The organism is Psychroserpens sp. NJDZ02, from assembly GCF_004843725.1.
GTDB lineage: Bacteria > Bacteroidota > Bacteroidia > Flavobacteriales > Flavobacteriaceae > Olleya.
Window position 1 is genome coordinate 1,889,098 of record NZ_CP039451.1, and the last position, 15,902, is coordinate 1,904,999.

General features: G+C 34.2%; 11 protein-coding genes. 5 read left to right on the forward strand and 6 right to left on the reverse strand.

Annotation, left to right across the window (positions count from 1 at the left end; translation table 11 throughout):
- Positions 1-4: 4 nt before the first annotated feature.
- The 6 genes from atpD to E9099_RS08285 all read right to left on the reverse strand — a co-directional run bounded on the left by atpD (position 5) and on the right by E9099_RS08285 (position 10,734).
- Positions 5-1,513 carry a F0F1 ATP synthase subunit beta gene (atpD, locus tag E9099_RS08260; RefSeq protein WP_101015556.1) on the reverse strand — a complete coding sequence of 503 codons (1,509 nt, stop codon included), beginning with the start codon at positions 1,511-1,513 and terminating at the stop codon, positions 5-7.
- A 174-nt stretch (positions 1,514-1,687) separates the two neighbouring features.
- Positions 1,688-3,355, reverse strand: coding sequence for a G-D-S-L family lipolytic protein (locus E9099_RS08265; protein ID WP_136583184.1), 1,668 nt, complete (start codon positions 3,353-3,355; stop codon positions 1,688-1,690).
- 5 nt (positions 3,356-3,360) lie between these two features.
- Positions 3,361-6,198 carry a TonB-dependent receptor gene (locus tag E9099_RS08270; RefSeq protein WP_136583185.1) on the reverse strand — a complete coding sequence of 946 codons (2,838 nt, stop codon included), beginning with the start codon at positions 6,196-6,198 and terminating at the stop codon, positions 3,361-3,363.
- A gap of 196 nt (positions 6,199-6,394) precedes the next feature.
- Positions 6,395-8,242, reverse strand: a complete 1,848-nt coding sequence (gene glmS / locus E9099_RS08275; RefSeq protein WP_136583186.1) for a glutamine--fructose-6-phosphate transaminase (isomerizing) — start codon at positions 8,240-8,242, stop codon at positions 6,395-6,397.
- A 15-nt stretch (positions 8,243-8,257) separates the two neighbouring features.
- Entirely contained in the window at positions 8,258-9,895 is a 1,638-nt protein-coding gene (locus E9099_RS08280) for a DUF4270 domain-containing protein (protein ID WP_136583187.1), read from the reverse strand.
- 29 nt (positions 9,896-9,924) lie between these two features.
- Positions 9,925-10,734, reverse strand: a complete 810-nt coding sequence (locus tag E9099_RS08285; protein WP_136583188.1) for a glycogen/starch synthase — start codon at positions 10,732-10,734, stop codon at positions 9,925-9,927.
- 109 nt (positions 10,735-10,843) lie between these two features.
- Here E9099_RS08285 and panC point away from each other — a divergent pair, with 109 nt between their 5' ends.
- The 5 genes from panC to radA are packed head-to-tail and all read left to right on the forward strand — an operon-like array spanning position 10,844 to position 15,563.
- Entirely contained in the window at positions 10,844-11,692 is an 849-nt protein-coding gene (gene panC, locus E9099_RS08290) for a pantoate--beta-alanine ligase (protein WP_136583189.1), read from the forward strand.
- A gap of 14 nt (positions 11,693-11,706) precedes the next feature.
- On the forward strand, positions 11,707-12,057 hold the full coding sequence (gene panD / locus E9099_RS08295) for an aspartate 1-decarboxylase (protein WP_136583190.1): 351 nt from the start codon (positions 11,707-11,709) through the stop codon (positions 12,055-12,057).
- Positions 12,058-13,014 (forward strand): YbhN family protein, encoded by a 957-nt coding sequence (locus E9099_RS08300; protein WP_136583191.1) that lies wholly within the window; start codon positions 12,058-12,060, stop codon positions 13,012-13,014. It begins immediately after the preceding gene.
- Positions 13,015-13,052: 38 nt separating this feature from the next.
- Positions 13,053-14,198 (forward strand): alpha/beta hydrolase, encoded by a 1,146-nt coding sequence (locus E9099_RS08305; protein WP_136583192.1) that lies wholly within the window; start codon positions 13,053-13,055, stop codon positions 14,196-14,198.
- Positions 14,199-14,201: 3 nt separating this feature from the next.
- Positions 14,202-15,563: a DNA repair protein RadA gene (radA, locus tag E9099_RS08310; protein ID WP_136583193.1), complete on the forward strand. Its 1,362-nt coding sequence runs from the start codon at positions 14,202-14,204 to the stop codon at positions 15,561-15,563.
- Positions 15,564-15,902 lie beyond the last annotated feature (339 nt).

Consider the following 15,902-nt stretch of genomic DNA (forward strand, 5'->3'; position numbering starts at 1 on the left):
TAGATTAAGCTTCAGCTAACATTTTCTCTCCAGCTTCGATAGCTTCTTCAATAGATCCTTTAAGGTTAAAGGCAGCTTCTGGTAAATGATCTAAACCACCATCCATAATCATATTAAAACCTTTGATTGTTTCCTTAATGTCTACTAAAACACCTTTAAGACCAGTAAACTGCTCTGCTACGTGGAAAGGTTGAGATAGGAAACGTTGTACACGTCTTGCTCTACCTACAGCCATTTTATCTTCTTCAGATAATTCTTCCATACCTAAGATGGCAATAATATCTTGTAATTCTTTATAACGTTGTAATAACTCTTTTACACGTTGTGCACAGTTATAATGCTCATCACCTAAAATATCAGCTGTTAAAATTCTAGATGTAGAATCTAAAGGATCTACCGCTGGGTAAATACCAAGCTCAGCAATTTTACGTGATAATACTGTTGTTGCATCTAAATGCGCAAACGTTGTTGCTGGTGCAGGATCTGTTAAATCATCTGCGGGTACATATACTGCTTGTACAGATGTAATAGAACCTCTTTTAGTTGATGTAATACGCTCTTGCATTGCACCCATCTCTGTTGCTAATGTTGGTTGGTAACCTACTGCAGAAGGCATACGACCTAATAGTGCAGACACCTCAGAACCAGCTTGGGTGAAACGGAAGATATTATCAACGAAGAAAAGTACATCTTTTCCTTGTCCTTCTCCAGCGCCATCACGGAAGTATTCTGCTATAGTTAATCCTGAAAGTGCTACACGAGCACGAGCTCCAGGTGGCTCATTCATTTGTCCAAAAACGAAAGTTGCTTTTGAATCTTTCATTATATTTTTGTCTACTTTTTGTAGATCCCATCCTCCTTCTTCCATAGAATGCATAAAGTCATCACCATACTTGATAATTCCTGACTCTAACATTTCACGAAGTAAATCATTTCCTTCACGTGTTCTTTCTCCAACTCCTGCAAAAACAGATAAACCACCATGTCCTTTTGCAATGTTGTTAATTAACTCTTGAATTAATACTGTTTTTCCAACTCCTGCACCACCAAATAATCCAATTTTACCTCCTTTTGCATAAGGCTCAATTAAGTCAATAACTTTAATACCAGTAAATAATACCTCAGTAGATGTTGATAAATCTTCAAATTTTGGAGCTGATCTGTGTATTGGTAACCCTGCATCTCCAGCTTTAGGTAAATCACCTAAACCATCAATAGCATCTCCAATTACATTAAATAAACGTCCGTAGATATCTCCACCAATTGGCATTTGTATTGGAGCACCAGTTGAAACAACTTCTGTACCTCTACTTAAACCATCTGAAGAGTCCATAGCAATTGTACGTACTGTATCTTCACCAATGTGAGACTGTACTTCTAATACTAATTTTGAACCATCAGCCTTATTAATTTCTAATGAATCGTAAATTTTTGGTAGTTCAGAACCGGCAGCGAATTCGACATCGATAACTGGACCTACTATTTGAGCAACTTTACCTGTAACTTTTGACATTACTTATCTGTTTAATATTATGGTATTTAATTGAAAGAAAACACCTTCTGTTTTCGCGTGCAAAGATAGAGGTTTTAATTTAATAAGAAAGGGGTTTATTCTTTTTTATATATGAAAAAACACCTACTTTCAATATGTAGAAAGTAGGTGTTTTATAATTACTCTATATGCTTTCTATTGAAGTGTTGAAGAATATGTTACACCAAAATCTTCGGCAACAGCTACATTTCCTGAAGCTATAAAGTTGGAGCCATAGGTAGCATCTATTGCTTCTAAAAATTTGTTAGCCATTAATCCATAACCTCTAGCTGTAAGATGTATACCATCTAAACTTACTAATCCTCCCGTTACTAGATCTGTAGTTAAGTTATAACTGTCAAACATAACGCCACTAGTTGAAGCCTGACTTAAAATAGCATTTAAATCTACTAAAGCTAAGCCGCTTGTTGCGGCAACAGTTTCTATTGTAGTATTGTAAGCATCAGTTGCTGTTTTTATTTCGACTTGTTCCGAAGGTAATAATACCCATTTGTCTTCAAGAGGTAAAGTAACGCCTTCTACAGAAAATTGACCAGCCAAGGCTTGTGGTAAACCTTGTCCTATTAATGTAGTAACACTTGCTGTGTTAACTTTTCCTATAATAGAGGAGCTTGATAACACTAGTAGATCTGCAGCAGTTGCTTGTCTAGTTTGGCCATAAGTCGCACCTAATAGATTTGCAACTGAAGGTACAGCAGCAGCAGGTAATCCAAATTGCGCTATAAAAGCTGGGAATGTTGGGCTAGCATTTAGCTGTGCACTAATTATGGTTGAAATATCGGTCAAAGTTTCATCTTTAATAACAACTGGACTTGCTGCTGTTTCAGAAAAAACAATAGCTCTAGTAGGATCTACCGCATTAAATATTGGGTTTAATGCTCCAAAAATTGAGTTTAATAGTGGTATTTGAGGTCCAAAATCTGGGTTTGTAGGATCTAGTGGGTTATGTGGTACAGTTGTAAAGTGTGGTAAATCTGTAATGTAAGGCAAATTGGTTACTACACCTTCTGCTCCGTTACTTGTTAATGCACTTACTAGGCCATTAAAAACTTGAGCAAATACGTTAGGATCCGTGATATCATCACCTCCATAAGTTGTTGGGTCTAAATTACCAGTTTGGTCAACTCCCGTTCCGCCAGAAGTAGCATAGCTTAAAACATCGTTTCCTCCAACTTCACTCAAAATGAAAAAGGTTGGGTTTTGTGCTATTGCATCTCCTAGCATACTTGCACCAGCAGAGCTTTGAAAGCGACCAAAATAAGGATTTAGTGATCCGTAACCTGCAGCTGTCATATGAAAGCTTTTTGCGCCAGGGACTCCAACATTATTGTAAGTATTTCCTAAATTAACACCTGCAATAGTTGTTACGGGTGGTACAGTAGCTCCTGAATCTGTTAAAAATTCATCTAGCCTTTGTGGGCCAGAACCATTAAAAACTAGGCGATATGGAAGGTCATCAACTCCAGGAATTGGAATAATCATTCCTCCTGTGTTATCCAGCATTAATGGTTGCGTAAAAAGTCCGCCACCTGCATTTGTAAATTGTTTTGCTAACGTGTTTGGGAAAGCGTTTTCTTGCGCTGCAACAAATAATGCACCGTCCGTATATCCAGCGGTAAATGATGCTCCTAAAGAGACGAAGTTAGAGAAATCTGCAGAACCAGCAGTTAATGTTGGCAATATTACCGCATCCATTGGTGGTTCGTCTAAAAACTCTTCAAAATCGGATTCATCACTACAGCCTGTAAAACCAACTGCTAAAGCAATAAGTCCTATATATTTTATGTTTTTTAATGTCTTCATTCTTATTAGTTGTTAATTGTTAATGATGCGTAATACATAGATCCTATAAACCCAGTTCCAAAGGCTGAGAAGTACTCTTTCCCCGTAAGGTTAGTAGCTCCTACTTTTATTACTGATTTTAGGCTAGGTACCTTGTAATTGATTTGTGCATCTACTACATGAAACTCTGGTATTATACCACTACCAAATGTAGCTTCCCAAAAATAGTCATCACTAAATCTGTAAGCGACATTAAAACCGAAATTTTCAAATACTTCTGTGTGCCCAAAAGAGGCTTTAAATTTATGTTCAGGAGTGTTAAAACTAGTCATGAAGTCAGGATTAGCAGCTCTGTCAAAATCTTGTTTTGTAAAAGTATAACTTCCTCCTAAGTCGAAACCACCAAATACTTTGGTTGATAAACCAATAGAAGCGCCGTAAGAGTTTACATCGATGTCAGAATTTGTGTAAGCGCTATAAGCTTGGAAATCTCCGTTTGCTAAAGCTGCAACAGATAACCCGCCATCACCAACTGTACCATATAAAGGTGCTACTACTACCTCTGAAGATATAAAGTCTTCGTATTTATTATAGTAAGCACTTAAGTCAACAATTATACTTTCGTATTTACCTCTATAACCAACTTCAATTGAAGTTACTTGTTCTGGTTTTATAATTTCTGGATTAGCTATTGTTAAAAGTGTAGGGTCACCAGAAGCTGCAAAATCAGTTACAGAGCCTGCAGAGTAAGAGTTATTATAGGCGGCAGCTGCGGTTTGAGTAACAGTTGTTGGTTGACCATATGTAGTTTGTCCTGCCAAGCTAATATCGTAATCTCCTGAATAACGATCTAAATTATCAGGGGCAGAACCAACTAAAATTGCTCTACCTGTGTCTAATCCAATAAATAAATCTTGAGTCGTTGGATTTCTAAAGCCTGTTTGAATAGATGCTCTAACATTGTGGTTTCTGTTTAAAGTTAAGGCTGCGGATAATCTTGGAGAAACAAAGCCATCAAATAATTCTGATTTGTCATAACGACCAGATGCCGTTATTTTTAATTCCATCTCTTCATTAATAGCTATATCTTTTTGAATTTGAGAATAGACACCAAACTCAGAATATTCAATTGGTCCATTGCTGTCAGTATAAATACTTCCTCCAGAATTTAATTTGTATTTTCTGTAAGACCCTCCAACTTGGATGTCTGCAAAATCAATTAAATGACTTAAATTATAGTTAGCGTCACTATGTAAGTATTTTGAGGCATCTCGGAATTGTGATCCCGTAGCTAAATCAGGGTCTTTTATTATTCTGTTGAAAGCAGCGTCGTATTCTGGAGTACCAGGTTTATATTTAATAATACCATCCGATTCAATTGGGTTACCATTAACATCAAGAATAGGTTGTCCAGTAGTTGGATTAATGTCATAGAATTCCTCTGCGACATTTCTAGCATGTGCATGTTTTTGTTGATCTGTTAAACCTCCTGGGTTCCCCGATAGTTCCACTTGCGCGTAGGCTTCGATATAGTCTTGAAACCAATTTTCATCACTTTTCCAAGATCTATTAATGTTAATACCTGTAAAGACCATATCATACGAATCTCCAGCTTTGTCAGAAACTTCATAAACACGTGCGAAGAAATTATCATTTTTAATTTCTAATTTATGTTGTTGTTGAAAAAAACCATCAATGTTATATCTATTAGTCCCTTGGTAGATTGTTGTACCAGTTCCTACTTTACCAACATAAGATAATTCTAAACTATTACCTTCAATTGGACGGAAATATAAACCCCAATCAGCTTTAATGCTTTCAGCATTGTAGTTTGTTAAATCACTTTCGTTATATCCTGTTCTACTAACAACAACATCAGGTATTATACCTAAACCAGAAGCGGCTCTAATGTTAGTAGAGACCTCGTCTCCGTAGATATTTATACCGTCATAGTTTGTGTTTGACCGTGTTCTAGTAGGATCAATTTTATCAACTTCACTAGTAGCTTGCCAGTCCGTACCTTTTAAATATCCAAAATTGATTTTAGCAGCAAATTTGTTGCTAAATTTATGTGCCATTCTTAAACTTAAATCGGTATACGGATTATCTCCTGCAGCCTCTTGAGAGGTAATTCCTCTTTTTAGAGCTACACTTACTCCTTCGTGTTCAAATGGATTTTTACTTCTCATAAATAAAATACCATTAAAGGCATTTGCACCATAAAGAGCAGAGGATGCTCCCGGTAGTAATTCTACACTTAAAACATCTGTTTCTGTCATACCTACTAAGTTTCCGATAGGGAAATTTAGAGCAGGTGTTGAGTTATCCATACCATCAACTAATTGCATAAAACGAGTGTTAGCAAATGAAGCAAAACCACGTGTGTTTACAGATTTAAATGTTAAACTATTTGTATTGACATCAACACCTTTTAAGTTTTCTAATCCGTCGTAAAAATCGGCAGAAGCAGTGTTTTTAATCTCTTTAAGTCCAAAACGTTCAACGGTTACTGGTGATTCAAAGATACGTTCTGGCGTTCTAGAGGCAGAAATAACGACTTCATCTAAAGCAGTACCTTCGTTAAGGACTACAGTAAATTTTTGATTTTTAGAGGTTACTTCTATGTCCTTGCTAGAAAAGCCGACACTACTAACTTGGATTGTAAAGGGTGGGTTTTGATCTGTGCTTAAAGTGAAAGCTCCATCAAAATCTGTAGCAGTTCCTATAGATGTACCAGCTATTACAACATTAGCGCTTGGAATAGGCTGTTGACTTATGTCGTCTACCACTGTTCCTGTTATTGTTGTTTGCGAAAAAGATAGTCCACAAAATAACAATAATGCAATTGAAAGGATTGTTCTCATTTTTTAGTTTTAGTTAATTTAGAACGACAATATACGTTTTTTAACTAAAGTTTAATAAAAAGAGATAAAAAATTATGCGTGCATAATAGGTATTTGTAAAAAAAAGACGCTTTAAAGCTCATTATTCTCAAAAAACTGATTACTTTAATGAGTAATTATAAGTTTTGAAGCGTCTAATAGGTGTAATAGTTGTTGGCTATTCCACAGTTACTGATTTTGCTAAATTTCTTGGTTGATCAACATTTCTATCAAGCATTACAGCAATATGGTACGATAATAATTGAAGAGGAATAGTTGTTAGTAGAGGGGTTAAAGATTCTATAGTCTCAGGAACTTCAATAACGTGATCGGCCACTTTTTTTACGTCTTCATCTCCTTTCGTGACAATACCAATTATTTTACCTGATCGCGATTTAATTTCTTGTATGTTGCTTACCACTTTTTCATAATGTCCTTTTTTTGTTGCTATAACAAAAACAGGCATCTGCTCGTCAATAAGAGCTATTGGTCCATGTTTCATCTCCGCAGCGGGATAGCCTTCTGCATGGATGTATGATATCTCTTTAAGTTTTAAAGCACCTTCTAGTGCTACAGGAAAATTATATCCTCTTCCTAAATACAAGCAATTTTTGGCATCTTTATAAATTTCCGCTACCTTTTTAATGTGTTCGTCTGCTTTTAAAGCTTCTTTTACTTTTTCAGGAATTAGCTCTAACTCTTGCAAATGACTATGGAATATTGAAGTTGACATACTACCATTAGCTTTTGCTAGTTTTAAAGCAATTAAGGTTAAGACCGTAATTTGGGTCGTGAATGCTTTTGTAGAAGCTACCCCGATTTCCGGACCGGCATGGGTGTATGCACCTGCATTCGTTTCTCGAGCAATTGTTGATCCTACCACATTACAAACACCAAAAACAAATGCACCTTTAGATTTTGCTAATTTTATGGCAGCAAGGGTGTCAGCTGTCTCACCAGACTGTGATATGGCAATGACAACATCTTTTTCTGTAATTACAGGATTACGATATCTAAATTCAGATGCGTATTCTACTTCTACAGGAATTCTAGCAAGATCTTCAAAGATGTATTCTGCTACTAATCCAGCATGCCAAGATGTACCGCAAGCTACTATAATAATGCGATTGGCATTTAAAAATTTATCGATATTATCATCTATTCCAGCCATTCTAATAATGCCTTCCTTAGCAAGTAAACGACCTCTGTATGTGTCTTTTATAGCATTGGGTTGCTCATGTATTTCTTTTAACATGAAATGTTCGTAGCCCCCTTTTTCTATCTGCTCAAGATTAAATTTAAGCTCTTGCATAGCTGGCGCTACTACAGAGTCATCTTTAATTTTTCTGATTTTTATTTTTTTATCTCTTCGGATAATAGCCATTTCTTCATCTTCAAGATAAATAGCATTTTTTGTGTATTCTATAAAAGGTGAGGCATCACTTGCAATAAAAAATTCGTCTTCACCAATTCCTATTGCTAATGGACTCCCTAGTTTAGCGACTACAATTTCATTAGGTTTGTTTTTATCAAAAACAGCTATGGCATATGCGCCAACAACTTCGTTTAAAGCGAGTTGAACAGCTTTTCCTAATTTTACGTTTTGTTTTTTCTTAACTTCTTCAATAAGATTGACTAATACTTCAGTATCTGTCTCTGACTTAAAAGTGTACCCTCTTTTTATAAGTTCTGTTTTTATAGAGGCATAATTTTCTATAATACCATTATGTATGATTACTAAATCACCAGAATTTGAATAATGAGGATGAGAATTTACGTCATTTGGTACACCATGAGTTGCCCATCTTGTATGACCTATACCTATATTTCCTTTGGTGGTTATTTCATTTTTAACACGTTCTGCTAAGTCTGCAACTTTTCCTTTTGTTTTACAAAGTTTTATATCAGAGCCGTCATATAGTGCTATACCTGCACTATCATATCCTCTGTACTCTAAGCGTTGTAGGCCTTCCATTACAATCGAATAGGCTTCTCTTTTCCCTATATATCCAACAATTCCGCACATATTGTTTGTCTTTTTTTAATTTTGAGATTCTGTGTAAAAAATTTCGAAAGTAGCTCTAACGTTTTCTGGAACACTAGATTTGCTTCCATGTAAAATTGTTCCTTCTGGAGCTATTACAGAACTTTTTGGTATAAAACGAACAGTGTCGTCGTCTACTGCGTCTAGTATTTTTGATGTATCTATGTAGTTAACATTAGTTGAAACATATAGACCTAATTGGACGTTTGTAGAGTCGTTTAATAGTATGCTATTAAGGTGTTCTGTTAGTCTGATTTTATATTTAACTCCATTCTCATCAGCATCTCTTTCTAATTTTGGAGAATAAATTATTTTCGAATTAAGAGGATCTGTTGTGTTTGATGTTCCATCAAAAAAGTAATCCACTATAGGGATCTCATTTTTTAGATCGTAGACTATTATTCTATCCGGTTCCGTAGCGCCACCTTGACCTGTAGGTAAGTCGACATAGAAATTTAGATTAGCTTCATTAATTAACCATTTATCTTCTTTGTCTTTAAAGTATTCTAGAGCATCCTGAGTGATGTTATTGTCATCTAAGATGTTTCCTTTAAAAAGGTCTATAACGGCCATTGATCCCTGAAACCCTGAAATAAAAAGTTGGTCATCTCCGTTGTTTGCATCTCCATCCGTTAAGGTAATAGGGGATGTGATTTTTTCAAAAGTATTAAATTTAATACTATTAAGATTAAACGTATAGGTGTCTCTTTCTCGTTCTCCCGTAGTCGTGTCGTCTACATCTGTTTCATATCTAACATCTATTTTTGCGCTAGTGCCTATGTTTAGATATATCATATTGCCTTCATTTCCAGATAATTGTTCTGCTTTAAAAATTAAACCCCTAAAAGCATTTTTAAAATCGGCGCTATTAGTTAAGTTAGGGTTTACTGTACCATCAGATTGAACTAATAATTCTTTCCATTGGGCTAATCCAAACTCTTCAGCAGTAAGGTCTAAGTAAAGGCCAGGTGAGCGATTATCTTCTAAATCTTCTATTTCGGTTTCGTCTAAAGGGATTTCCTGGATGGCAACATACTGTGCACTTGGTGTGAACCCATTTATATCATCACTTTGATATAACATTTCTCCTTCATAGGTGGTTAAGTTTAAGCTAGAATAGGCATTTGAATAATAGGCTTGCGATGCACTAAAATCTGATCCAGGATCTAAATCACGTAGGTAATAATCGTTTTTAAAAATAGATAACTTGTAGCTACTAGCCGCATTACCAAATAAAGAATCTAAAGTGTAAGTCGTATTGCCGTCATCGTCAGTGTCTTCTATCGTAGAATAATAAGGGATATATAATTTTACAGATAAGATGTTGAGATTTTCTCCAAAGTTAGGGTCTAGATCATCTGGAGCAATTTGCGATACTAAGCTAGCTGATGTCAAACCGTAATTAGGGTCGTTGTATAAGCCAAGAACATTAGTTGTTAAAGAACTGGTTTGTACAGGGTCTAGTTTTTTGTTGTAGGATACAAGAGGGAATAGTTTGCTGTTTGTAGCAAAATTTTGAGCACCTGTAATATCGCTTTCTAAATTTACAAAGTCTTTTTCACAAGCAATTGCAGTAAAAACTAGAATCATCAATAAGAATAAAGGTTTGACGACTTTTAATAAGTATGTTTTCATAGATATATCTTAAATATAGTAGTGTTGCGTTAGTCTAGAACGCTAGTTGTATAAAAATTAGTGTATGCTTCGCTAAATTCATCTTTGGCATGATAGTCTAAAACAGGTTTTTTAGAGTTTTTAAGATATTTCGTTAACTCTTCAGGCAAGTCTTCTGATCCGACTATTAGTGCGTCAGAACTATCTATAGCAACCTTCATTAAATTATTGTAGGTTGGATCTGCTAATGTTTTAATTTTATCATCTTCGATTTTATCAAATTGAATTTTTTTGATTAAATCTGGATTAAGTGTTTTTTCAAACCCACTTTTGTAAATAGATGTTACTATTTTGCTTTCGCTGAATAAAGGTTCGTCTTTATAAAATTGTTTTAGATATAATGGAAGTAAGGAGGCTAACCAACCGTGTACATGTATTATGTCTGGAGACCAGTTTAGTTTTTTTACAGTTTCAATAACACCTTTGGCAAAGAAAATGGCACGCTCGTCATTGTCTTCAAAAAGATTTCCATCTTCGTCGGTTAACGTCGCTTTTCTTTTAAAGTATTCGTCATTATCAATAAAATAAACTTGAATACGTTCTTTTGGTATAGAGGCAACCTTTATAATTAAAGGCATATCTAAATCATTTACAATTAGATTAATTCCAGATAAACGAATAACTTCATGTAACTGATGTCTTCTCTCATTGATATTACCATATTTTGGCATGAAAATTCTTATTTGTCCGCCTTGTTGGTTAACCATTCTCGGGGTTTCAAATGACATTGAAGAAATCTCTGTTTCTGGTAAATAAGGCACCACTTCAGATGACACATATAATATCCTCTTATCTTTCATAATATTGTTTAGCTTTTCAGAATTATCAATAAAAACACGCAAAAGTACGAAAATTTATGCAGATTGCTACTAATATATTAAGTTTGCACTAGTTAATTAAATATTAAAAATGCTTGTATTTACTAATAAAAACAAAATTGACACCTATATTTCTTCTTTAAAAAGGGAGGGAAATAAAATAGGTTTTGTGCCGACAATGGGTGCTTTGCATGAAGGTCATCTGTCTTTAATAAAGGAAGGGTTGTTGAGTAATAATGTCATGGTAGTTAGCATCTTTGTTAATCCTACACAGTTTGATAACGTAGCAGATTTGGATAAGTATCCCAGAACGTTGGAAGCTGATATTAAACTGCTAGAAACATTTTCTGAAAATATTGTCATTTATGCTCCAAGTGTAGATGATATTTATGAAGGTGATATTAAATCTCAATCGTTTAGTTTTGATGGTTTAGAGTTTGAAATGGAAGGGCGTTTTAGAAAAGGCCATTTTGATGGCGTTGGGACTATAGTTAAACGATTATTCGAAATAATAAAACCAGATAATGCGTATTTTGGGGAGAAAGATTTTCAGCAATTAGCAATTATTAAGAAGTTAGTTGAGAAACACCAATTACCTGTAATTGTTGTTGGCTGTAAAATACATAGAGAAACTAGTGGTTTAGCTATGAGTTCTAGGAATGTACGTTTAAAGCCGGAGTACAGTTTGTCAGCACCTTTTATTTATAAAACCTTACAGACTGCTCAAAAAAAGTTTGGCACAAAAAGTGCTACTGTAGTTACTAAATGGGTTGAGAAACAATTTGCAAAACATGATTTATTGAAGTTAGAATATTTTATAATAGCAGATGTTGACACATTAAAAACAGTCATACGAAAAAATAAAAACAGAAATTATAGAGCGTTTATTGCCGTTTATGCTGACGATATAAGATTAATAGATAATATCGCTCTAAATTAATTACCTTTGTACCTATGCAAATACAAGTAGTAAAATCAAAAATTCACAGAGTAAAAGTGACAGGTGCAGACCTAAATTATATCGGTAGTATAACTATTGATGAGGATTTAATGGATGCTGCAAATATTGTTCAAGGCGAAAAAGTGCAAATTGTAAATAATAACAATGGTGCGCGATTAGAGACTTATGCAATTCCTGGGCCAAGACAAAGTGGAGAAATCACCTTAAATGGTGCAGCTTCAAGATTAGTTGCTAAAGACGATATTTTGATATTAATCACTTATGCTTTTATGGATATTGAAGAAGCTAAAGTTTTTAAGCCATCATTGGTGTTTCCAAATGAAGCCAATAACTTGTTAAAGTAAATGTCTAAAAGACCAATTGTAAAATTATTAAAAATCATGCTCCCAATTTTATTGGGAGCTTTTTTAATTTGGTATTCTCTCTCAAAATTATCTTTTGCTGGTATAATAAGTTTTGCTAAAAACGCAGATTATAGTTATATTTTGTTAGGAGTCTTTTTTGGTTTACTTAGTCATTTGTCAAGAGCTTATCGGTGGGTTTTTATGCTAGAACCTTTAGGCTATAAAATTAGGTTGGGTAATAGTATTATGGCTGTTTTTGCGACTTATTTAATAAATTATACTATTCCAAGAGCAGGGGAAGTTGCTAGAGCATCCATTTTAACAAATTATGAAGGCGTGCCATTTGAAAAAGGATTTGGTACTATAGTCGCAGAGCGTATAGCTGATATGATAGTCATGCTAGTTATTATAGGAATAACGTTATTTATGCAGTTTGATTTTATATATAGCTTCTTATCCGAGAGATTTAATGTTACAAAAATTATTATGGGAGGTTTAGTGTTGTCTCTTTTAGGTTTGCTTTTTATATTTTTAATAAAAAGGAGTAGTTCTAAAATTGCGATAAAAATCAAAGACTTTGTTAATGGTTTGGTAGAAGGTGCACTTAGTATTTTTAAAATGAAAAAAAAGTGGGCTTTTATATTTCATACCCTGTTTATTTGGATCATGTATTTGCTAATGTTTTATGTCACAAGTTTAGCTTTTTCCGATTTAAATGACATTCCTTTAGGGGCAATCCTAATTGGTTTTATTTTAGCGACGTTTAGTGTCGCTGCAACTAATGGCGGCATTGGATCTTATCCCGAAGCCATTGTTATAGCTTTTTCTTTATTTAGTCTTCCTGAAGATTCAAGTCGTGCATTTGGATGGATCATGTGGAGTTCTAGTACAATATTGATTTTTATTTGTGGCGGAATTTCGTTATTATATCTTCCGTTTTTCAACCGAAACAAATAATTTGTAACTTACACCCAAATTTAATAATCACCTTTTTTATGAAACATGTCCTTTTTATATTTGTTGGCTTATTTTTTATGTCAAACCTATCTGCTCAAACGATATACAAAGAGCTTAATTCTGAAAAATTAGGAGAAACTAGGCAGATAAAAATTCAGTTACCTAGAAACTATGACACTTCTGATAAAAAATACCCAGTTATTTATGTCTTTGATGCAGATTATTTGTTTGAACCTGTAGCTGGTAATGTTGATTATTATGCCTATTGGGAAGATATTCCGGAAGCAATTGTAATTGGTATCAATCAATATGGGTTGCGTGAAAATGATTGTTATTATAGCGAACAAAACTCGTTACCAGTAGAGACGGGAGCTGAGTTTTTCGAATTTATAAGTATGGAATTAGTTCCGTTTATAAACAAAACCTTTCGTACAGAAAATTTTAAGGTGGCAGTTGGACATGGTATGTCAGCAAACTTTATAAATTATTATTTATTAAAAGGGATTCCATTATTTCAATCTTATATTGTTTTAAGCCCGGAGTTAGCCCCAGATATGCCAAAGTATTTAACCGAGGTTATGTCTAGGTTAGAGCAAAAAACATTTTATTATTTAGCGACAACAACAAATGATGCTAGTGGGATTCAGGAACAAACAGAAGCTTTGTCTAAAAGCCTGAAAGCTATAGGTAACAATAATGTACTTAAAACTTTTGATACTTTTGAAGGGCCATCACATTATACATTACCTGCGCATGCTATTCCAAAAGCATTAGAAAGTATATTTCTTGTTTTTCAACCAATTAGTAAAAAAGAATATAAAGAAACTATTTTAAAATTAGAAGGTAACCCGGTGGATTACTTAGTTGAAAAATATCAAATGATTGATGATTTATTTGGGATCCAAAAACCAATTTTAATTAATGATTTTAAAGCAATTGAAGCGGCTATTAAAAAGAATGAAAACTGGGATTATTTTGAAGACTTAGGTAAATTAGCTAGAAAAGAATATCCAGAAACACTACTTGGAAATTATTATTTAGGACGTTTTTATGAGGAAACAGGCTCTCCTAAAAAAGCTATGAAAACGTATCAATCGGCTTATGTTTTAGCTGAAATTGCGGGTGTTACAAAAGATCAAGTTTTAGAATTAGCAGAGCAAATTAAAGCAGACTTTGGATATTAATATATGGCAAAAGTAAAAACAACTTTTTTTTGTCAAAATTGCGGGACGCAATATGCAAAATGGCAAGGTCAGTGTAATGCTTGTAAAGAGTGGAATACTATTGTTGAAGAGGTTGTGCAAAAGCCTGAAAAAAGCGAATGGAAAACACCTAGTAATAGTTCTAAAAGGGTGTCTAAACCTTTACGGATTAAAGAGATTGATTCTTCTAAAGAGGCTAGGTTAGATACTTTAGATGGAGAGTTTAATCGTGTTTTAGGGGGTGGGATTGTGCCTGGATCTTTGACGTTGTTAGGAGGAGAGCCTGGAATAGGTAAAAGTACTTTGCTGCTTCAGATTTCGTTAAAGTTACCTTATAAGACGTTGTATGTGTCTGGTGAAGAAAGTCAGAAGCAGATAAAAATGCGTGCAGAACGTATCAATCCAAATAACGATAGTTGTTATATTCTTACAGAAACAAAAACGCAAAATATTTTTAAACAAATTGAAGCGTTAGAGCCTGATATTGTTATTATTGATTCCATTCAAACATTACATTCGGACTATATAGAATCGTCAAGCGGAAGTATTAGCCAGGTTAAAGAGTGTACTACAGAGTTAATTAAATTTGCTAAGGAAACCAATACTCCAGTGATTTTAATTGGACATATTACCAAAGATGGAAACATTGCTGGGCCTAAAATATTGGAACATATGGTAGATACGGTGCTTCATTTTGAAGGTGATAGGAATCATGTTTTTAGAATTTTGCGTGCACAGAAAAATCGTTTTGGGTCTACACATGAATTAGGTATTTATGAAATGCAAGGTTCTGGATTAAGAGAAGTCTCTAATCCAAGTGAGATTTTAATCTCTAAAAAAGACGAAGAATTATCTGGTAATGCTATTGCTGCTACTTTGGAAGGGGTAAGACCTTTGATGATAGAGGTGCAAGCTTTAGTTAGTACTGCTGTTTATGGAACACCACAACGTAGTGCAACTGGTTTTAATGCAAAACGTTTAAACATGTTGTTGGCTGTTCTAGAAAAACGTGCCGGTTTTAGATTGGGAGCAAAAGATGTGTTTTTAAATATAACAGGAGGCATTAATGTAGATGATCCCGCAATAGATTTGGCTGTGGTTGCTGCTATATTATCTTCAAATGAAGACGAAGCGTTGCTTGCTAATTATTGTTTTGCTGCAGAGGTTGGTTTGTCCGGCGAAATCCGTCCAGTACAGCGTGTGGAGCAACGTATTCTTGAGGCTGAAAAATTAGGTTTTTCTACTATATTTGTATCTAAATACAATAAGATATCTTTGAAGGATACAGCAATCAAAATTCAATTGATCTCAAAAATTGAAGATTTGGTAGATTTGATTATTAATTAATTCCTGTATTATGGGCGGTAAAAGCCTTGATATTAACTTTTATTCATTCTGTATTAGCTAAAACGTCATCCGTCGTAGCTTTATTGCGTTCCGTCGATTTAAATTTTTTTTAAAAAACCTAATACCGATATTTGTCGTATGTATGTTGGTCTTCCCTCAAGATTTTAAAAAAAAACAGTAATAATTTACTAAAAGATGAAGGTTTAATTTAAAAACCTAGAATATGTTGTTGAGCGGTGTTTTTCGCTTTTAATCGGAAAAATGTTTCTTTACTATTATTTTTTAAATTACTTTTGCGTTCATTAATGCTTTGTATTTTAGTTAATTACGACTTAAAAC

Coding starts and splice junctions, on each gene's coding strand:
- E9099_RS08280 (WP_136583187.1), bottom strand. CDS start 9,895: ATGAAAACATACTTATTAAAAGTCGTCAAACCTTTATTCTTATTGATG.
- glmS (WP_136583186.1), bottom strand. CDS start 8,242: ATGTGCGGAATTGTTGGATATATAGGGAAAAGAGAAGCCTATTCGATT.
- radA (WP_136583193.1), top strand. CDS start 14,202: ATGGCAAAAGTAAAAACAACTTTTTTTTGTCAAAATTGCGGGACGCAA.
- E9099_RS08270 (WP_136583185.1), bottom strand. CDS start 6,198: ATGAGAACAATCCTTTCAATTGCATTATTGTTATTTTGTGGACTATCT.
- E9099_RS08305 (WP_136583192.1), top strand. CDS start 13,053: ATGAAACATGTCCTTTTTATATTTGTTGGCTTATTTTTTATGTCAAAC.
- panC (WP_136583189.1), top strand. CDS start 10,844: ATGCTTGTATTTACTAATAAAAACAAAATTGACACCTATATTTCTTCT.
- E9099_RS08300 (WP_136583191.1), top strand. CDS start 12,058: ATGTCTAAAAGACCAATTGTAAAATTATTAAAAATCATGCTCCCAATT.
- E9099_RS08285 (WP_136583188.1), bottom strand. CDS start 10,734: ATGAAAGATAAGAGGATATTATATGTGTCATCTGAAGTGGTGCCTTAT.
- atpD (WP_101015556.1), bottom strand. CDS start 1,513: ATGTCAAAAGTTACAGGTAAAGTTGCTCAAATAGTAGGTCCAGTTATC.
- panD (WP_136583190.1), top strand. CDS start 11,707: ATGCAAATACAAGTAGTAAAATCAAAAATTCACAGAGTAAAAGTGACA.
- E9099_RS08265 (WP_136583184.1), bottom strand. CDS start 3,355: ATGAAGACATTAAAAAACATAAAATATATAGGACTTATTGCTTTAGCA.